The following is a 20,390-nucleotide window of genomic DNA, read 5'->3' on the forward strand; positions in this document are numbered from 1 at the left end:
AAGATTTTATTCCTGATTTTATTAACGTCAATATTCTTGTCAAAAATTTTTTATTCCGAAGAAACGCCCTGTTTTCTGATCATTTCCATGTTGAATTTGTCATTTCCAAGAGTATCACACTCTGCGATTTTTTTATTATTCTACCGTTATTTCCTGCTGTTTTTACTGTTGAATGTAATATAGACTGGTTATTCCGCAATCAGCCCGGAGAGTTTTTCCATATTGTCCCGCTTCAGCTCCATGGACGGATGCACATACCGGTTCAGCGTGATGTTAACGCTGGCATGGCCCAGAATCTCGCTGAGGCTTTTGATGTCAAAGCCAAGTTCAATACATCTCGTCGCGAAAGTATGGCGCAGCGCATGGTAATTTGCCTCCTCGATGCTTGATTTCTTCAGAACCTTTTTGAAATGATACTGGAGGGTGCGGGGCTCGACGTAACTGTTTTCTTTTCCCGTCAGGAGATATTCGTTTCCGTATCTCTGGTATTCCCCGAGTACTTCCGCTACACTTTCCGGGATCGGGATATGCCGGATTGACTTGCTGCTTTTTGGCGGAGTGATGATGATTCTGGTCCTGCTTCCCCACTCCAGCCGTGGTTTTTCCGGTCTTTTATTCTGAATGCGCTGCATTGTTTTCCGAATAAACACTTCTTTTTCCCTCAAGTGAATATCTTCCCAGGTCAGAGCACAGAGCTCTCCGATCCGGAGCCCGGTAAATAATGTCAGGAAGATGCCGCAGTTCATCGGTGATGGATACTCCCGCAGATACCGGATCAGCTGTTCCTGCTCTTCTCTGCTTAAAATCCGCATCCGGGTTTCTTCCTTTTTTATGGTGATCTGGGTTAGATCACAGTCGACTCTCTGGAATCGTCCATTGATGTAGCGGATCACGTTTCGGACGACTCCCAGAATGTCTGTTACGGTTTTTGCTGAAAGGGGAGCTATTTCTTCTGTTCCCTCCAGAAGGGTATTGATAAACTGGTCAATAATGGCAATATTCAGACTGCCAAGTTTGATTGCTCCGATTTCTTTGTCAATATGAAGTTCAATCAGATTTGCATACTTTACATAAGAAGATTCTTTGATGCGGGGCCGGATATATTCGAGCCACCGATAGAGAAATTCCGAAAATTCTTTTTCCGAATCAGGAAGATATTTCTTCTCTATTTCTTTTTGACTTGTTTCTTTTGCTTCCTGCAGTTTCTGTTTGGCCTGGGTATAGGTTTTTGCGTAGACAGAACGGTATACTGCTTTGCCGTCTTTTGATCTGTCTGCAATGTATCTGCCTTCCCAGCGTCCGTCTTTCCTTCTGTAAATATTTTCTCCTTTTCTTGCCATGTCCCTTTCCTTTCTCTTTTGCGATGCTTCCGATCGTATTCTTCTCCTGTTTCAATCGGATTGTTATCGCTCAGGACCGACCTTGTTTCCTTTCCTCCTCTCCCTTTTTCGTGTGCTGTATCCGCCCTGTATTCCAGCTCCCGGTGTCTGATTTCTGTCACTGAGCTTTTGTAGGAATCCGGCTGATGGATATGCATGTCAGCGAAATACAGCACGTTTTATCATATCCTTTTCATTATTACATAAAGCCGGGGCCGCTTGAAGTGGTTTCTACTGGAAAAAGCCCGGATACTTGGGAAGACTCTGTTCTTCTCGCAATCGTATCCGGGCTTCTTATTTTTACTGATTCAGATATTTTCGGATTTCCCTCTGAAAAATCTTCATACTGCTTTCTATATTCTTATTCTTTTCGAAGATCTCTGTAATTTCGGTGTTTGCCAGACTGATCATCTGTTCGTACGTCTCATATTGATAATATTTCGGTGTGATCGTTCCATGTTCAATGACATCACACAACAGTTCTCCACTGATAACCTGTTCTTCCTTATCCATATCTTCCTGAATAATCGAGGCCGCTTTCTCAGATCTTGCTACAGATTCCAGGACGGATACGCCTTGTGAGTACCGGAAAATATCGAGCTGGCTTTCGTATCCACAGACAAGTTCTTTCAAAAATTCCCACGCCAGTTCTTTCTCCGTACTATCATGATTGATTCCTATCAGAAGTGCGTCCACCTTGGAAATGTTCTCTCCGTGGGTACGGCCTGGAAATGTCGTGCAGTCCCATTGAAAATTGGAATACTTCTTGATTTTGTATGGATAAGTTTTGTATGTCCGGTATTCAGCAAACGTCAGGGGCATAAACGCAACTTTTCCTGCATCAAAGTCTTCCTGTGTCACATTTTCGCCCTGATTCAGAGCCAGTAGTTCTTTCATAAATTTCACCGACTCAATCACATACTGATTGGAAAAGTCTACATTTTGTTTTTCATTATCAAACGCGCTTCCGCCGCTTGTATACATCGCATCCTGCCAGGAATAATTATAAGTTCCGAACTGGTCAATCCGGCCGTCGCCATCTGTATCTTTTGTCACTTTTCTGCAGATTTCCAAAAAATCATCCCAGGTCCAGTCCTGCTGGGGCATTTCGATTCCTTCCTGCCGAAGCAGTGTCTTATTGACAAACAGCATCGTTGGAACTACTTCATATGGAAGTGCATACTGGATTTCTTCCATGCCCTTTCCGATATCCATCGCTGTCTGGAAAATCTCTTCGTTTTGAAACTCCGGATCTGATTCCATAAACGTATTCAGTTCCTGCAAAATTCCAAGGGAACAGTACTGGTTAAAGTCCGTATCCAGAACCATAAAGACATCCGGCATTTCTCCTTCCAGAAGGCGCTTTGCACACCACTCGGAGTAATCCTTTTTTTCAATTCCCGAAGTATAGCGGACCGTTACTCCTGGATGGCTTTCTTCAAAACGCTCAATCGCCCTGTCGATAATAACGAAAGCGTCTGCGTTTTCCACGCCCCAGTTGCTTCCGGTAAACATGCCAAACTCCAGTTCCTGTGTCTGTGCCTGCGGTCTGCTCCAGAAATACATTCCTGCCAGAAAGAGCAGTGCTGCCGCTGCCTGTATCATTCTTGTTATCCATTTACTGTACAATCTCATCTTCCTATTCTTCAGTCATATTCTTGTGTGCGTTCGTCTGTACTGCCCAGATTGCAAGCTGCGTCCGGTCTCTTAGATTCAGCTTGTTCAGAATCGTACTTAAGTAATTACGGATCGTTCCCTCGGAAAGGCTCAGTGTATCTGCAATTTCCTTGTTGCTTGCTCCTTTTTCTACCTGTGCAATGATTCTCCATTCTGTTTTTGTCAGCTGGCGGATATCTTTTTCCTCAACAGGAATGGTATAGTTGGTTTGCGCCATCTGTGAAAACAGTCTCAGCACTTTTGCCGCAATGTCAGGATTGATCATTGCTCGTCCGCTGTAAACAGTGCGTATTGCATCACTCAGTTCATCCATGGAGACACCTTTCAGAAGATATCCGCTTGCCCCATATTTCAGAGCGTTAAATACATACTCGTCATCATCAAAGGTTGTCAGAATGATGATCTTAATCTGCGGATAATTTTCCTTAATAATTTTTGTACACTGGACCCCGTCCATTTTAGGCATCCGGATATCCATCAGTATAATATCCGGCTTATTTTTCCGAATACACTGAATCACTTCCTGGCCATTTGCAGCCACATCTGATACCTCAATGTCCTGTTTGCTGTTTAAAACAATCTGCAGACTCTGCCGAATCAGCTCCTGGTCATCTGCAATCAGTACTTTAATCATACTCTTCACCCCATCTTATCGGAATCCGGGCATCAATCAAGAATCCATTTTCTCCTGAGAAATGGATCGAGCCGCCCAGCATGGCAACCCGTTCTTTCATATGTTTTGTTCCGAATCCCTTCTTTATCTCTTTGCATCCACATCCATTGTCCTGAATTGTCAGATGCAGTACTCCATCAATTTTTCTGGCGTCAATCTGTATTCTTGTTGCTTTCCCGTGACGCAGGGCGTTTGTAATGCCTTCCTGTATGATTCGGTAAACAACATTTTCTTCATCTTCACTAAACCGGAATGGTTTCACTTCTGAATGAAACACTACTTCCACCCCCGCAAGTGAGTTCATTTCTGCGATCATATCGCTTATGGCTTCATCCAGCTGAAAATGTTCCAGCGCATCTGCACGCAGTTCGGAAACAGAACTGCGGACATCTTTAATCCCTCCTCGTACCGCCTTTGCAATCACTTCCAGCTGTTTTTTCGTCTGTCCAGGGTCAATGTCGACCAGCGCAATGCAGGCATCAACTCCGGCAGACACACCGGTCAAAGTATGACCCAGCGTATCATGGATTTCTCTGGCCACCCGGTTTCTTTCCCTTGTTTCAGCCATTTTTTCTGTCATTTCATTGTATTCCTTCAGCCGGTCATTTGCATATTGAAGCTGTCTGGACCATTCATTCACTTCCTGAATGGTATTTCGCTGTTCATTAATGATGTTAATACAATACAGAATGAAAATCATAATATTCAATGATCCCAGTATATTGTAGACGGAAAACAACAGCTGCTGCTGTGTCTCGTTGTAATACTGTATATAATCCCTGACGGAAAACAGATGATTGGATACAGAAATCAAATCGTAGTCCGCCACCAGATATCCAAGTGTCGCAACACCGATCAGAAGGTATTTTATCTTTGTATCATTGACAAATACAAGAATATTGGCGAAGACAAGCAAAATCACACCATTATAATTAAAGTCCAGAATCCAGACAAGAACGATGCTGCACACCAGATCTATTCCCAGTGTAATCGCAATGATTTTCCCGCTTTGTTCTTTCCGCGTCTCCCGGATCAGCATGTCGCATCCAAGAAGAGCAATGAGAAGCAGTGTACTCCAGACAATCATTTCCGGATATTTGGGAATGGCATCTACCTGCCCCAGAAATACTCTGGCCTGATCATCCTCACAGATTTTCTTTGTCGTCATATAGATAAAAAGGCTGATTCCGCCCGCCTGTACCATGTTAATCAGAAAAAAGAGCAGTTTAATAATACTCATTGCTTTTCTTTTCATCCTACTGCCACCCATCTATGTCGTAATTCATCAGGTTTTCTTTTGTAATCAGCCTGCTTGGAAGCTTGACATATTTCTCCACTTCTTTTCCATTCATTGCCTGATATGCCATTTCCGTCGCCATCTTCCCGATCGTCTCCGGGCTCTGACTGCTTGTCCCGGTTACATACCCCAGATCCAGCATGGCTTTAAAATCAGGGGAGCCGTCTACTCCGTAAATCAGAATTCCTTCCTCTCTCCCTGCTTTCTGAAGAGCCGCAAGGGCGCCAAGTGCAGACGGATCGTTACCGCCAAATACAACATTAAAATCTTCGTCCAGAAGTCCGGATACTACTTCTACTGAGATTTCAATTTCTCCGCCGCTGAAAATCTGCTGTGCCACCTGATATTCCGGATGTCCTTCGATGGTATCCAAAAATCCCTGGACTCTCTGGACGATAGAATCCTGCATCGGATTATCCAGAATGATAATTCTGGCCGAATCCACCCGTTTCATCATATCTTTTGCACATTCCTGTCCTGCCTGATAATTATCCGTCTCGATCGTGGACAGAACATAGTCCGTATCATCCACCTGGGTATCAATATTGATAATTTCTACGCCAGCTTCCTGACATGCCTTTAATGCCGGTTTGACTTTTACTTTGTCTACGGGATTGAGAAAAAGAATTTCTATTCCTTCATCGATCATATCGAGGATCTGCTGATTCTGCTTTTCCTGGTCCTGAAGCGGATCCCGGACAATCAGTTTGTCCCCGTTCGCTTCTACTCCCTCGGCAATCTCATCGTTCAGGACATCGAAATAGGGGTTGTTTCTTGTCATGTAAGTAGCCCCAAAGATGTGTTTTTCCTGATCTTGTTCTTTTGCGCATCCGCTGAAGAAGAGTGCAATGCACAGTGCTGCCGCAATCCATTTTGTTCTTTTCATTCTCTGCTCCGTTCACTTCTTCGTCACAATACTTATCTATCATGGTATAACTTTTAGTCTATTTTATCAAGCGTCTTTATCATAAAGAGACCGCTGCGAAAAAATGACGCACCAGTCTCTTTTTTATGATATTTCTTATTATTTTCTGTTTCGGATATAGTCAATAAATACCGCCAGGAGAATAACGACACCTTTTACTACGTCCTGCCAGAATGAATTTACATTCATCAGGTTCAGACCATTGTTCAGTACACCGATAATCAGAGCACCGATAATCGTACCTCCAATTTTACCGGAACCTCCTGCCATGGATGTTCCACCTACTACAACGGCTGCAATGGCATCCATCTCAGCGCCTTCTCCTGCCGTCGGCTGTCCGGAATACATTCTGGATGCCAGAATAATTCCGGCAAGTCCTGCCATAAGTCCCGCATAAGCGTGTACAATAAATTTGACTCTTGCTACCTTGATTCCAGAAAACTCTGCTGCCTGTGTGTTTCCACCTACCGCATAGATATGACGTCCAAGTTTGGTCTTATTCATCATCAATGCTGTAATAATGATGGCAATAATCATAATGATAACAGGAACCGGAACCGGTCCGATATAGCCTGCACCGATAAACTGCCATTCTTTTGTAACAACACGCACCGGAGAACCGCCGGTATATACTTTTGCAAGTCCTCTGGCGATATTCATGGTAGCCAGTGTAACAATGAATGGCGGAATGGTTGTCTTACAGATTACAAATCCGTTGAAAACACCGATTACAACACCAACCAGGGCTCCCGCTATGAGTGCTACAGCAATCGGAAGCTCGTATCTTGATACGCATCCTGCCGCGATTACTCCGGAAAGAGCAATGATCGATCCAACAGAAAGATCGATTCCTCCCAGAATAATTACCATGGTCATTGCACACGCAATCAGCATATTGGTCGAAATCTGCCGCAGAATATTAAACATATTCTGGGTCGATAAAAATGAACTGCTTGTTGCCGGCAAAACCGCAAGAAGAACACATAGCACCAGAAGTGCTATAATAATTCCCAGGTTCTCCCTCAAAAATACTGCTGCTTTATTTTCTGTAGCGGGCAGTTTTGCTTTATTTCCTTTTGTCTGAGCCATGTTTCGTTCCCCCTTTTCCTTCTACTTCGCCGCCAGCTGCATCACAGCTTCCTGAGTGACTTCCTCATGGGAAAGACATCCTGTAACACGGCCTTCTGACATGACATAAATCCGATCGCTCATGTTGATGATTTCCGGAAGTTCGGAGGAAATCATAATGATGGACATGCCTTTTTTCACCAGTTCATTCATGATCACATAAATTTCGGATTTCGCTCCTACATCCACTCCTCTGGTCGGCTCATCCATAATTAATACATCCGGATTGGTGGCAAGCCATCTTCCGATGATGACTTTCTGCTGATTTCCGCCGGAAAGGTTTCCGATTTTCTGTAATTGTGTCGGAGTTTTTGTAGACATCATGTCAATGTATTTCTGTGTGATTTCGATTTCTTTCTTTTCATTAACCCGGATTCCTTTTATGAATTGATCCATAATTTCAATGGTCATATTAAACCGCACACTTTGTACCTTATAGAGCCCTTCCTCTTTTCTGTTTTCCGGGACAAGGGCAATGCCGTTTTTCATTGCTTCTACAGGTGACGAGATCTTTATTTTTTTCCCTTTCAGGTAGATATCTCCTTTGGCTCCTTTGGTCAGACCGAAAATGGCTTTCATTGTTTCACTTCTTCCAGCCCCCACCAGTCCGGCAAAGCCGATGATTTCTCCTTTGTGCAGATTGAAGCTGACATCACGTACCATATTACCGTCAGAAATATGTTCACACCGGAGTATTTCTTCCCCCGGTTCCTGATACTCTCTTGTGTAATAGCTTGTCAGTTCACGCCCTACCATCATGGCAATCAGCTCATCTTTGTTTGTCTCTTTTACCACTTTGGTTCCGACATACTCACCATCTCTCATGACGGTTACTCTGTCACAAATTTCTTCGAGCTCGCTCATTTTGTGCGATATATAGATAATTCCAACGCCTTGTTTTGCCAGTTTCCTCATCGTCTCAAACAGGAATTCCACTTCTTTATCTGCAATCGAAGAGGTCGGCTCATCCATGACAAGAATTCTCGAATTGTACGAAATTGCTTTTACAATTTCTACCATCTGCTGCTGTGCTATTGTCAGCTTACCTACCAGAGTATCGGCTTTAATATGCACCTGATTGGCATCGAGAAGCTTCTGCGCTTCCTCGTTCATCTTCGCCCGGTTAATAAGAAAACCGCTTCCAAATTCTCTTCCGAGAAAAATATTTTCCGCTACTGTCATGTGCGGAACCAATACCAGCTCCTGATGGATGATCGCGATCCCATTGTCCTGGGCATCTTTTACGCCTTTGATTTCTACTTTTTTCCCATCAATCCATATTTCTCCCTCATCCGCAGAATAAATCCCTCCGAGGACTTTGATCAGTGTCGACTTTCCGGCTCCGTTTTCCCCAAGGAGGGCATGTACTTCTCCTGCGTGCAGTTCCAGGCTGATATCATTAAGCGCATGCACCCCTGCAAAGCGCTTATGTATATGTTTCATTTCCAACAGCACATTTTTGCTCACGCTTTCACCTACTTCCTGTTTTGCTTTTCCTCAAGTCCGAGGAACAGACAGACAATCGTCCGTTCCCCTGAAATACATTCTTCTTACTGCCAGCCGTCTGTGCCGTATTCTTCTACATTGTCAGCAGTGATCAGGAAAGTATCAACCGGATAACGGTCTTCTACCTCTTTTCCTTCCATGATGTCATACATGATTTCTACTGCTTTTTCTGCGATCGCGATCGGGGACTGTGCTCCAGTACCTTCCATCAGAGAATCTCCTGATGCCAGTTCGGATTTCACATCCGGTGAACCGTCTACGCCGTAAATTAATACATCTTCAAGGCCTGCTGCGTTTGCTGCTGCTAATGCGCCAAGTGCTGTAGGGTCATTTCCACCGAAGATTGCTACAACGTCGCTGTTGCCCTGCAGAAGGTCTTCTGCGATACCCATGGATACTTCCAGATTTCCCTTTGCATCCTGCTGTGCTACGATTTCAAATCCGTGTCCTTCGATCGCATCCAGGAATCCATTTGTTCTGTCTGTAACGGAGTTCATTGTCGGGGAATCCAGTACGATGATTTTTCCGCCGTCCGGACATTTCTTTACGAGGTCTTCTCCACAAACTTTTCCTGCGTTGTAGTTATCCGATCCTGTATAAGACGCTACATAAGACATATCCGCTACTTCTGTGTCGAAGTTTACGATCGGTACTTCTGCGCTTTTCAGTGCGTCAAGTGCCGGCAAAATTCCTTCTGCTTCAACCGGATTTAAGAAGATACCATCGATGTTCTGGGATGCCATATCTTCTACCTGGGTAATCTGAAGAGAAACATCATTAGCCGGGTCTGTAGAAATCAGTTCATCGCCGTTTGCCTCTACCAGTTCTTTGATCTTGTCTTCGATTGTCACAAAGAACGGGTTTGTTCCGTCCATACAGGTGTAGGCGAATTTGTAGTGTTTGCCGCCGTCGTCGGATGATCCGCCATTGTCCGATCCGCCGGAACCACTGTCTCCGCTGTTACATCCCATTAACATGGTTCCTGCCATCGCTGCCACAAGCAATACACTTAACACTTTTCTTTTCATAATCTTTCCTCCTTTTGCTTTGTGTATTTTTGATAGATTCATCATAGCAAAACGTGATTTTTTGTGCAGGTGTACAATGTAACGATTTCCACATGACATTTGCAATGTTTTAAATGACAAATGTAATATATTCTCGACAAAAATAGCGCTGTGCGTCAGACATCTTTCCAGGTTGTCTGCTTTGCACAGCGCTGATTTGTCTGTATTTTTACGGTGCCGGCGGATATTCATTGCACAGCAGCCGGTAAGGAGCTTCATCCTCTTCGATCTCCGGGAATCTTCCCATCGGCTCGTAGAAACGATTATCCGTGTTATCGTCATTGCACATGGAAACTTCTCCTAACAGAACTGCCCCGCTTCCTTTCTCCACTTCAAAGTCATGGTACATATACGGATATACCGTAATGCTTTCGCCCGGGGTCAGCCTGATCTGTGTTCCCGCCGGAACGGTATATTCCCTTCCGTCACTATGGATGGTAACATCGGTATCATCAAAAGATCCATCCTCTTTGGAATTATAAACACGGATCAGAACATTTCCACCTCCACGGTTTATGATGTCTTCCATTTTTGTCCAGTGGAAATGCATCGTTGCGGACTGATCTTCTTCCAGATAAAGAAGCTTTTCCGCATATGTTTTTTTATATTTATCCATATGCGTATTTCCATTTCTGAGAGTGATCAGAGAAAATCCGATCTTCTTGAAATTTCCAAGGCCATAGTCTGTGATATCCCATCCCAGCATATTATCACGGATTTCATCATATTCATGTCCTTTTTCTTTCCATTCATCCGGTGTAAAGTCACAGAATGGCGGAAGATGGAAACCGCATTTTCTGATCATCTCTTCCATATTTTTTAATGCCTGATTAATTTCGGAACGTTTCATTTCTTTATCCCTCCTATTTGCATCCGGAAAAAACACGCATGGCATGAAGAACATCCTCTTTCATGCAGTCTCTTGCCCAGCATGTGATATCATGGAAAAATACCGGTCCATCTGTTTCCATGCATTTCTGTTTTACATATTCACCGCCTGCTTTTGCGCGATAAGTATAATAATTTATTTTTCTTACACCCCGGTCAATGCATTTTCTGAAATCCTCATCGCTGACTCCGCTTCCGCCGTGCATAACAATCGGAATTCCAATCGTCTCCCGGATTTTCTCAATCCGGTCAAAATCCAGCTTCGGTTCCGCTGTATATAATCCGTGGACGGTTCCGAAGGAACATGCAAGCGCATCGATGCCAGTCGCTTTGACAAAATTTCCCGCCTCTTCCGGATCTGTATAGCAGTCATTCTGTGCCTTTCCATCTTCACTGTTCATTGCGCCGATTTCAGCCTCCACAGACGCACCGTACATTTGGGCGATTTCCACTGCAGCTTTCGTATATGCACAGTTTTTCTCATACGGCAGCATGGATCCGTCATACATGACAGAGGAAAATCCCATATCCAGCGCCTCCCGGATCATATCAAAATTGTCGCAGTGATCCAGATGAACGCATACCGGTACTTTTGCCTTGTCAGCCATCAATACCATAATCGGTCCGAGCGTTTTCAAAGAGATATACTCTTCATGTACCGGAGCAAATTGAAGAATTACCGGTTGTCCCAGCTCTTCTGCCGCCCCCAATACTGCCTGGATTCCTTCCAGTTCTGTAACATTGAAGGCCCCAATCGCCATATTTTCTGCATCCGCTATGTCTAAGACGGTTTTCATGGATACAATCATTGTTATTTTCCTCCTATTCTTTCATAATCTTCTGCTTTTTCCAGCCATTTTGTATCTTTTCCCTTAATTCCGCGAAAGACTTTAAGCCGCTGATCGTATCGTATGTTGATACGCAGCACGCACCGGTCGCCGCGGCATATTCAATACTTTCTTTTGGTGTACATCCCTGCATGGCAGCATACAGAAATGCCGCAATACTGGTGTCGCCCGCTCCGGTTCCGGACAAAATCCGTTCAGGGACGAAGCTGTCTTCAAAAAGTTCTGTATTTTCCCAGCCCTCCAAGTCAGCATCCACGTTCCTCATTCTCTCTTTTCCCGAAGTCTTTAAGTACATACCTGCCGCACCGCATTTTAACAAGACAGCACCGCATCCATAGGACAGTACTTTCTCAGCCAGAGGCCGGACATCTTTGCTAAGAGAAAGAATCGATACAATATCCTCGCCTTCTGCTCTTTCCTGCCATTCCTGATATTTTTCACGATCCACCATATAAGCAAGCTCTTCGATACTCGGCACGAAAAAGTCCACATATGGAAGCACTTGTTTTAAGATACTTTCCCAGTCACACTGTCCCGATTCGGATTCCGGGTCAACAGCTGCGAGGTCCAAAGAAGAAGTAAGACCTGCGGACTTTACCGCTTTATACAGCTTTACCAGTCCTGCCCCATCATTTTCATAAAACCGGCGCATCAAAGTCGGATACCCAAAGTGAAAATAATCCACCTTTTTTACTTCCTCCCAGTCCAAGTCGTCTGCACAGAACGTGTGATTACTGCCTGGATCATGCAGAAATGCCCTGTCGCTTCCTTTTGGAGCAAGCACAATCGTATAAGAAGTGGCTCCCTCTTCATCCCGGATCAAATGCATCGGGCATCCGTACTCCTCCAGCTTTTTCATCATGATATCCCCGAAAAGATCTGTCCCGATTTTTGCTGTCAGAATCACATCCGCCCCCAGCTTCTGCAAAGCAAGTCCGGTATTGGAAACCGCACCTCCCAATGTCATCTGGGCAGGCCCCACATTGACAAGCTTCCCCTGTCTTAGAATTTCCGAAAATTTTTGTGTTCCGGAATTGTGGAATTCTGGAGTAATATCGAGGGAAATATGTCCTGCTACCATGATTTTTTTCTTTTTCATAAAGCCCTCCTTTTCCGTCTGAATACTATCTTTATCATATCATTGGAATACTAAAAGTCAATTCGCTTTTGTAAGCTTATTACAATTATCATTCAAGTTGTGACATTTGTAATATACATTTTTCACAATTTTCATCCTGCTGTTTGAATACAAAAAGAAGAGTTCCGAACTTTCTTGTCCAAAACTCTTCCTATACTTATTTTCCTATTTTATTCTCTCAAATGCCGTCTCCAGATCTTCGATAATATCATCAATATGCTCCGTTCCAATGGAAAGACGGATGGTATTCGGACGGATACCCTGTTCTTTTAATTCTTCCTCATTCAGCTGTGAATGTGTCGTGGAAGCCGGATGAATCGCCAGTGACTTCACATCCGCCACATTTGCAAGGAGGGAGAAAATTTCCAGGCTGTCGATAAATTTCCTTGCTTCTTCTGCGCCGCCTTTGATTTCAAAAGTGAAGATCGAAGCGCCGCCTTTCGGGAAGTAGGCTTTGTACAGCCGTTTCTGATCTTCCTCTTCCGTTACAGCAGGATGATGGACACATTCCACCATCGGATGCTGATTCAGATACCGTACAACCTGCAGGGCATTCTCCACATGACGTTCCACACGGAGAGACAAGGTTTCCAGTCCCTGAAGCAGTAAAAAGGCGTTAAATGGAGAAATTGCTGCTCCCATATCACGCAGAACAATAGCACGAAGTTTTGTGATAAACGCCGCCTGCGGCGCGGCTTTGGAAAATACCACGCCATGATAACTTGCGTTTGGCTCTGTCAGAGACGGGAATTTTCCGGATGCTTCCCAGTCAAATGCTCCGCTCTCCACGATAATTCCGCCAAGGCTTGTCCCGTGGCCTCCGATAAATTTTGTCGCCGAATGAACTACAATATCTGCTCCGTGTTCAATCGGCCGAATCAGATACGGCGTTCCGAACGTATTGTCAATCACAAGCGGAATCCCATGGGCATGAGCCGCCTCTGCCGCCGCCTTAATATCCGTGATGTCCGAGTTTGGATTTCCCAGAGTTTCAATAAAAACGGCCTTTGTATTTTCCTGAATCGCATCTTCAAACGCTCCTGTTTGAAATGGATCTACAAATGTCGTTGTGATTCCATATTCCGGCAGAGTATGGGCCAGCAGATTGTATGTTCCGCCGTAAATATTTTTTGCCGCCACGATGTGATCCCCCTGTCCGGCAAGGCCCTGAAACGTATAGCAGATCGCTGCCGCACCGGATGCAACCGCAAGCGCTACCGAACCGCCTTCCAGAGCAGCCATTCTCTGCTCAAACACTGCCTGGGTCGGATTGGTCAGACGGCCGTAAATATTTCCTTCCGCCTTCAGGCTGAAACGATCCTCGGCATCCCGGCAGTCATGAAACACGTAGGAGGTTGTCTGGTAAATCGGCACTGCTCTTGCGTCTGTAGCCGGATCCGCCTGCTCCTGTCCAACATGAAGCTGCAATGTTTCAAATTTCAGGTTTCTTTTGTCTCTTGTCAAATTTTTTTCCATACTCTGTCTTTCCTTTCGCTGCTTTTTTATTTTCTGGCCTGTTATTCGGATTCTCTATGCGGTAAACAACGGAGTGGAGTAGTACCGGTCTCCTGAATCCGGAAGCAGGACAACAATCGTCTTTCCTTCATTTTCCGGCCGTTTCGCAAGCTTCACTGACGCCGCGAAAGCCGCACCGGAAGAAATTCCCACCAGAACACCTTCCTTCTGCGCAATCTGGCGCGCACCGGAAAACGCTTCCTCTGAACCGATGGTAAGAATCTCATCATAAATTTCCGTATCCAGCGTCTCTGGGACGAATCCCGCGCCGATCCCCTGCAGTTTGTGCGGGCCCGGCTTTCCTCCGGAAAGCACCGGAGAATCCGAAGGCTCCATCGCCACAATCTTCACATTCGGATTTTTCTCTTTCAGATAAGTACCCACACCTGTGATGGTTCCGCCTGTTCCGACACCTGCTACAAAAATATCAACCTGTCCTTGCGTATCCTCCCAGATCTCAGGCCCTGTCGTCTCAATGTGCGCCTTTGGATTCACCGGATTCTCAAACTGCCCCGGAATAAAACTGTCCGGAATCTCCTGCGCAAGCTCCTTTGCCTTCTCAATTGCCCCTGTCATCCCACGGGCACCATCTGTCAAAACAATCTCAGCCCCGTACGCCTTCAGGATATTTCTCCGCTCAACACTCATTGTCTCCGGCATTGTCAAAATCAGCCGATATCCAAGAGACGCCGCCATCGAAGCAAGACCAATGCCCGTATTTCCAGAAGTCGGCTCAATTAACGTAGCCCCCTCCTTCAAAAGCCCCTTCTCTCTGGCATCCAGAATCATCGCCCTCGCAATCCGATCCTTCACACTTCCAGCCGGATTCAAATACTCAAGCTTCATCAGGATCTTCGCCTTCAGACCAAGCTCCCTCTCAAGATTCTTCGCTTCCAAAAGCGGCGTACCACCCACCAGATCCAAAACACTACTAAAAACAGTCATGTAAATCCCTTCTTTCTATTTCGGGGACGTGTTCCGATGCATCGGAACCTGTCCCCAATGAGTTGATTTCCTATAAATTTTATAGGAATTATATGGTATCTGTTTCTCTTTGTCAAGGGGTTTTTGTTGTTTTTATGGGGATAGGCAAAAGAAAAAGAGGACATTTGTCCCCTTTTCCTTTTGCCTTATTTATCTTCTGTATCTTCTGTTTTATTTTTCCCACCTTGGACTTTGCTTGTCGTCGTGGGCTTTGTTTCTTTCTGTTAGATAATGTATTCGTTTCCTTTTTGTTTTTCCCATGTTACGAGATCGGCGAGTGTGTAGTGATCGATTACGCTTTTGACTGCGGTGTCGAGTTCTTTCCAGAGACGGAGTGTGGTGCACGTTTCTGCGCGCGGGCAGTGGTTTTCTTCTGTTTCGAGGCAGTCTACCGGTGCCATGCTTCCTTCTGTCAGTCTCAGAATGTCGCCGACTTTATATTGTTCTGCACTGTATTTGAGAAAATAGCCGCCCTGTGCTCCCCGAAGGCTTCGGATGTACCCTGCTTTTGCGAGTACCCCTGCAATGCTTTCCAGATATTTGACAGAAATTCCCTGCCGTGCGGCTACGTCTTTGAGCCGGATTGGTTTTTCCTGATCATGGAGAGCCAGATCCAGCATCAGCCTGAGTGCATATCTTCCTTTTGTTGAAATTTTCATGCAATTCCCTCCCAATCTTCTCTGTTATCATACCTGTTGTCGAGGGAATTCGTCAAGTGTGCTATCTTTATCTTTTCTTTTTTTCTTCCGCCAGATAAGATGCGCCCAGGGCTCCTGCGTAGCGTCCGTTTTCCGTCGGTTCTACTTTTTTGCCGATTTTTTTACTGAGAATATCTGTGAAATAGATGCTGTGGCTCAGTCCTCCGGTCAGGATGATATGATCCGGAAGGTCCTTTCTCTGTGCCAGCTGTGCCACTTTTGCAGCTACGGAATCCACGACTCCGGCGGCGATATTTTCCCGTTTCTGCCCCTCACCAATGTAGTTTATGACCTCGGATTCGGCGAATACCGTACACAGGGAACTGATCGGGAGAACCTCCCCTGCTGCAGCCATCTCAAACAGTTCGTCGATGGTCACGCCCAGACGGTTAGCCATAATCTCCAGGAATTTTCCGGTTCCTGCTGAACATTTGTCATTCATCAGGAAGTCCACAACCATGCCATGTTCCACCATGATGACTTTCGTATCCTGTCCGCCCACATCAATGACTGCACAGTCTCCGTGTGCCAGTTCCCGTCCTCCTCTTGCATGGCATGTGATCTCTGTGATCACATGATCCGCAAAATCCACGGCCACACGTCCGTATCCGGTAGCAACAACGCGGGTATCCTCGTTTTCCACATCTGCCCCCAGCTCTTTTAAATGTTCTTTTATCTTCTTCGTCGTCTCCTTACTGCTCCATCCGGTCGGAAGTACGAAATGCGCATTTGCATCCCCTCTTACCACAACCTTGGAAGCGGTTGATCCGATGTCGATTCCTACGTAATTCATGTTTCATTCCCTCCACCATGATTTGGGGACGCTTATTTGCGTCCCCGCCTGTTTTTCAGCAATACCGGTCCCTGTTGGGATCGATATCCTTTTTGATTTCTGCAATCTGAAGAATTTCAATCTGTTTTTCTTTCACAATCTGCCTGATCTGATCCAGATCTTCTTTTTTTACAAGAAGTGAAATGCCGCAGCACTTGCTCGCCTCGCGCGGAGTCGGAGCAATCGTACATTTCAGGCCGTTTTCTTTCATTTCCCGGTAAAGCCGCATCCCATTATCGTGATTGGGAAAAAGCACATAATATGAAATCATTCCTGCACCAGCTTTCTTTAGCTGTTTAACATTTCAATAAATGCGCTGATTCTGGTACGAAGCTGCTGCGCGTCACTGTCCGTATAATCCGTTTCAATGCCAAGTACCGGGATACCTGCCTCTTTCAGCGCTTTTTCTACATGGTAGCCTTCACAGTCATACAGGCTGCAGAATTTCAGGTTCACGTCAATAATTCCGTCTACCTTATATTCCTTTGCAAGGCGGATAATATCGCCGATTCGTGCGGAGTTCGGTGTAAAGCATGCACAGTTGATGCCCATATACCGCTCTGCCAGATGGTCGATCTGCTCATCCACCGTTCCCTCTGCTTCGTCCACAAGACGTTCAAAGTACCGGGTACCTGTACACATTTCTTCACAGACTACCGCACCGCCGCTTGTTTCTACCAGGTTGTGAAGCTTCCAGTTCGGAATCGCAAGCGGAGTACCTGTCAGCATGATTCTCTTTGTTCCTTCCGGGAATACGCTGACGCCGTCTTTGACTCTCTGATCCAGCTCATCGCAAAGCTTGTTTGTCATCTCGGTAAACCGGGTCGGATCATCATAGAATGCAATCTGGGAAATCAAAAGGGCATCCTTTCCGCTGATCGGAAGTTTTTCATTTTTTCTTAAATCATACAGTCTGGAAAGTGCCCGTCTCTTATTATTGATCAGAACAATGGCATTGTGCAGAGATTCTGCCGTCACCTGGTTGCCTGTCATCTCTTCAACTACGCCCCGGAAAATACGGATCTCATCTGCCCATGCTTTGATGTCCTTTTCCCGCTTCATCTGCGGAAGATCCATGACATGGACCGGCACATCTTCCGCCAGAATTTCCCATGCTTTCTTTTTGCCGTCGCAGGTTGTCTCACCGACATACATATCCGCAATCCGGAAGAACGGACAGGTCCGGTCCAGTCTTGCCCCTACGGATGCCTTGATCAGCGGGCAGGTATTGGTCGGCAGCACCTTCTCACCGCCCGGGACCCAGAACTGGGAACCGCCGCACAGTCCCGTTGCAATTGCGTCTGCCGCAAACACAATTTCATCCGGCACATAGACACAAAACGTTCCAAATACTTTTCCGCCCTTTTTCTGATGCTCAATGAGCTCTGCCGGACGAACGCCGTGGATTTCCGCAACGACAAAATTATAATAATCCATTCCTTCCGGTCTGTTTTCCTGAGAAAGATACACATCTCCAAACGCCTGTGGAAGCACTTCGCAGAGCTGATCGTGGGTCTCTACGTCCATTCCAAGATCTTTCCACATCTGATGATAATCTGCCATTTCTTTTTCCTCCTTTGTCACGAAACAAAGACACGGCTGCTGGTAAGCCGCGCCTTTTGTCTGTCAATGATTCTCTTACGTTAAGGGTAACATGTTTCCGGAACTGCTTCAATTTCGCCCGGCAGATTATTCTATCGTTTTTTCACATAATTATAATTGTTTATAGATAATCTCTATTTTCAGTAATCCGCTTGACCGCTTCGATTCCTCTGGAAATTTCTTCTTCCGTATTTTCCTCACTGAAAGAAAACCGCACCGTTCCTTTTGGAAAAGTTCCAAGACTCTGATGGGCCAGCGGCGCACAGTGCAGGCCGACCCGCGTCATAATCCCGTACTCCTGTTCCAGAAGAAATGCCGCGATCGCATTATCCATTTCTGGAAAATCAAGAGAGACCACCGCCGTCCGGTGCTCCATCGTCTGCTTTCCGATCACACGCACACCCGGGATCTCTCTGACTCCGTCCAGAAACCGGGCGGTCAGCTGTTCCTTTTTCCTGCGGATCACATCGATTCCCGTTTCTTCCAGATAGGAAAGAGCCGCATGGAGCCCGATGATTCCCGGAAGATTCATCGTTCCGCTCTCGTACTTATCCGGCAGTTCTTCCGGCTGGGACAGCAGATCCGAATGACTTCCCGTTCCGCCGAGAATCACCGGCCGGACACAGGCATCCAGCTCCGGCGAAATCAAAAAGCCGCCGATCCCCTGCGGGCCTTTGAGCCCCTTATGTCCGGTAAATCCCAGAAAATCGATGTTTGCCTTCTGCATGTCAATAGAAAGTGTCCCCGCACTCTGAGCCGTATCCACCGCAAAAAAGACATCATGCCGTTTGCAAACTTCCCCGATCTCTTCAATCGGAAGCACCGTTCCGCACACATTGGAAGCATGCAGCACAAGCACCAGCCTTGTCTTCGGACCGATCTTCTCCTCCACGGCCTCAGCTGTCACCTCGCCCTCTGATGACGTCCTTGCCACATCATAAGAAATTCCCTTCGTCTTCCTCAGCTGTTCCAGCGGACGCATCACACCATTATGCTCCATGCCGGAGACCACCACATGATCCCCCTCCCTCAAAAATCCATTTAAAAACATGTTCAAAGACCATGTGATTCCCGGGGTAAAAATCACCTGTCTGGAACTTTCCGCATGAAACAGCTTCGCAAGCATCTCACGCGTATCCAGCACCCGGCCTGCCAGCTCATAAGCCCCCTCGTAGCCGCCACGATTAATATTAAACGCACCCCGCTCCAAAAGCTCCACCATCGCACGGCCCACACCCGGCGCCTTCGGAAACGACGTACTCCCATTATCAAAATAGATCTTCCCCATCGCTCCTCCTTTCCGGGGACGTGTTCCGATGCACCGGAACACGTCCCCAGTGAAAATTATCTGACAATTAGCTCCAGCCCTTGATTTTACTGGGCTGGAGGCCATTTTTTACTCATTTACGTCGTGTACCTTTGAATCGGAACACGTCCCCGATGAATATTTTATTTTTGCAAGTCTGAGGCCTTGTGGTGGTGCGGTGACGCCGGCTTCAGTTCGTTCTTTTGTTTCGAGGATTTCTTTGACTTGTTCTGGCTGATAGAATCCCCGGCCGACGCGGATGAGTGTGCCGGCGATGATGCGTACCATGTTGTAGAGGAAGCCGTTTCCGCTGATGTAGATGGTGATTTCTTCTCCGTCCCGGACAACGTCGAGACTGTAAATGGTGCGTACGGTGTCGTCCGTGTTTGTGCGGATATTGCAGAAGCTTTTGAAATCGTGTGTACCGATGAGGTAATTGGCCGCCTCCTGCATTTTGGCCTCATCCAGCGGGAAGGAGACGTGGCTTGTGGTCAGGCGTTTCAGCGGATCCGGGAGTGATCTGTTGAGAATGTGGTATTCGTAGTATTTTATGCAGTCCTGATACCTTGGGTGCCAATCCATAGGAACTTCCTCGGACTGTGTGACTACAATGTCCTCGGGCAGTCTCTGGTTGATGGCATAGGCAAACCGTTCCGGTGGAATTGTACTTGTTGTATCAAAAACTGCCACATTTCCAAGGGCGTGGACGCCGGAGTCGGTTCTGCTTGCTCCGATGATGTGAATATCTTCTCCGGTAAGTTTGCTGAGTTTTTTATTCAGTACTTCTTCAATTGTGATTCCGTTTGGCTGTACCTGCCAGCCGCAGTAGTTGGTGCCGTCGTATGCGACGGTCAGTTTGATTCGTTTCACGTTCTGATCCCCTTCGTCTGTTTGCTTTCTTCATTTTAACACACCGCGGCCAAAGAA

General features: G+C 46.1%; 19 protein-coding genes. All 19 read right to left on the reverse strand.

Features of this window, described 5'->3' with window-relative positions:
• Window positions 1–188: 188 nt before the first annotated feature.
• Window positions 189–1,340 (reverse strand): tyrosine-type recombinase/integrase, encoded by a 1,152-nt coding sequence (locus Selli1_RS15190; protein ID WP_281873788.1) that lies wholly within the window; start codon window positions 1,338–1,340, stop codon window positions 189–191.
• A gap of 339 nt (window positions 1,341–1,679) precedes the next feature.
• A complete protein-coding gene (locus Selli1_RS15195) occupies window positions 1,680–3,014 on the reverse strand; it encodes an ABC transporter substrate-binding protein (RefSeq protein ID WP_191427190.1) in 1,335 nt (444 codons plus the stop codon).
• A gap of 4 nt (window positions 3,015–3,018) precedes the next feature.
• Window positions 3,019–3,690, reverse strand: coding sequence for a response regulator transcription factor (locus Selli1_RS15200; protein WP_087168533.1), 672 nt, complete (start codon window positions 3,688–3,690; stop codon window positions 3,019–3,021).
• Window positions 3,683–4,984: a sensor histidine kinase gene (locus Selli1_RS15205; protein WP_087168534.1), complete on the reverse strand. Its 1,302-nt coding sequence runs from the start codon at window positions 4,982–4,984 to the stop codon at window positions 3,683–3,685. The genes Selli1_RS15200 and Selli1_RS15205 overlap by 8 nt, the downstream gene beginning before the upstream one ends.
• A gap of 1 nt (window position 4,985) precedes the next feature.
• Window positions 4,986–5,912 carry a sugar ABC transporter substrate-binding protein gene (locus Selli1_RS15210; RefSeq protein ID WP_281873793.1) on the reverse strand — a complete coding sequence of 309 codons (927 nt, stop codon included), beginning with the start codon at window positions 5,910–5,912 and terminating at the stop codon, window positions 4,986–4,988.
• A gap of 138 nt (window positions 5,913–6,050) precedes the next feature.
• The gene (locus Selli1_RS15215) at window positions 6,051–7,040 is read right to left on the reverse strand and encodes an ABC transporter permease (RefSeq protein ID WP_171027856.1); all 990 of its coding nucleotides are present in this window, start codon (window positions 7,038–7,040) and stop codon (window positions 6,051–6,053) included.
• Window positions 7,041–7,061: 21 nt separating this feature from the next.
• Window positions 7,062–8,546: a sugar ABC transporter ATP-binding protein gene (locus Selli1_RS15220; protein WP_087252698.1), complete on the reverse strand. Its 1,485-nt coding sequence runs from the start codon at window positions 8,544–8,546 to the stop codon at window positions 7,062–7,064.
• 83 nt (window positions 8,547–8,629) lie between these two features.
• The gene (locus tag Selli1_RS15225; protein ID WP_405595545.1) at window positions 8,630–9,556 is read right to left on the reverse strand and encodes a sugar ABC transporter substrate-binding protein; all 927 of its coding nucleotides are present in this window, start codon (window positions 9,554–9,556) and stop codon (window positions 8,630–8,632) included.
• A gap of 265 nt (window positions 9,557–9,821) precedes the next feature.
• The gene (locus tag Selli1_RS15230) at window positions 9,822–10,502 is read right to left on the reverse strand and encodes a D-lyxose/D-mannose family sugar isomerase (protein WP_087168538.1); all 681 of its coding nucleotides are present in this window, start codon (window positions 10,500–10,502) and stop codon (window positions 9,822–9,824) included.
• Window positions 10,503–10,515: 13 nt separating this feature from the next.
• On the reverse strand, window positions 10,516–11,349 hold the full coding sequence (locus Selli1_RS15235) for a class II fructose-bisphosphate aldolase (RefSeq protein WP_281844507.1): 834 nt from the start codon (window positions 11,347–11,349) through the stop codon (window positions 10,516–10,518).
• 13 nt (window positions 11,350–11,362) lie between these two features.
• Window positions 11,363–12,487, reverse strand: coding sequence for a carbohydrate kinase family protein (locus Selli1_RS15240; RefSeq protein WP_281873799.1), 1,125 nt, complete (start codon window positions 12,485–12,487; stop codon window positions 11,363–11,365).
• Between the two features lie 204 nt (window positions 12,488–12,691).
• Window positions 12,692–14,002: an O-acetylhomoserine aminocarboxypropyltransferase/cysteine synthase family protein gene (locus tag Selli1_RS15245; RefSeq protein WP_281873801.1), complete on the reverse strand. Its 1,311-nt coding sequence runs from the start codon at window positions 14,000–14,002 to the stop codon at window positions 12,692–12,694.
• Between the two features lie 54 nt (window positions 14,003–14,056).
• Complete coding sequence (cysK, locus tag Selli1_RS15250; protein WP_281873803.1) at window positions 14,057–14,986, reverse strand: cysteine synthase A; 930 nt, start codon at window positions 14,984–14,986, stop codon at window positions 14,057–14,059.
• Window positions 14,987–15,249: 263 nt separating this feature from the next.
• Window positions 15,250–15,684 carry an RrF2 family transcriptional regulator gene (locus Selli1_RS15255; RefSeq protein ID WP_118635445.1) on the reverse strand — a complete coding sequence of 145 codons (435 nt, stop codon included), beginning with the start codon at window positions 15,682–15,684 and terminating at the stop codon, window positions 15,250–15,252.
• 67 nt (window positions 15,685–15,751) lie between these two features.
• A complete protein-coding gene (locus Selli1_RS15260) occupies window positions 15,752–16,516 on the reverse strand; it encodes an acyl-CoA dehydratase activase (protein WP_281844503.1) in 765 nt (254 codons plus the stop codon).
• Window positions 16,517–16,571: 55 nt separating this feature from the next.
• Window positions 16,572–16,826: a putative Se/S carrier protein gene (locus tag Selli1_RS15265; RefSeq protein ID WP_087168545.1), complete on the reverse strand. Its 255-nt coding sequence runs from the start codon at window positions 16,824–16,826 to the stop codon at window positions 16,572–16,574.
• Window positions 16,827–16,843: 17 nt separating this feature from the next.
• Window positions 16,844–18,118 (reverse strand): double-cubane-cluster-containing anaerobic reductase, encoded by a 1,275-nt coding sequence (locus Selli1_RS15270; protein WP_281844502.1) that lies wholly within the window; start codon window positions 18,116–18,118, stop codon window positions 16,844–16,846.
• 160 nt (window positions 18,119–18,278) lie between these two features.
• On the reverse strand, window positions 18,279–19,445 hold the full coding sequence (locus Selli1_RS15275) for an aminotransferase class V-fold PLP-dependent enzyme (protein WP_281873805.1): 1,167 nt from the start codon (window positions 19,443–19,445) through the stop codon (window positions 18,279–18,281).
• A gap of 108 nt (window positions 19,446–19,553) precedes the next feature.
• Window positions 19,554–20,333 carry a tRNA pseudouridine(38-40) synthase TruA gene (gene truA, locus Selli1_RS15280; protein ID WP_191437045.1) on the reverse strand — a complete coding sequence of 260 codons (780 nt, stop codon included), beginning with the start codon at window positions 20,331–20,333 and terminating at the stop codon, window positions 19,554–19,556.
• Window positions 20,334–20,390: the final 57 nt, after the last annotated feature.

The organism is Sellimonas catena, assembly GCF_027924685.1.
GTDB classification, from domain to species: domain Bacteria; phylum Bacillota; class Clostridia; order Lachnospirales; family Lachnospiraceae; genus Sellimonas; species Sellimonas catena.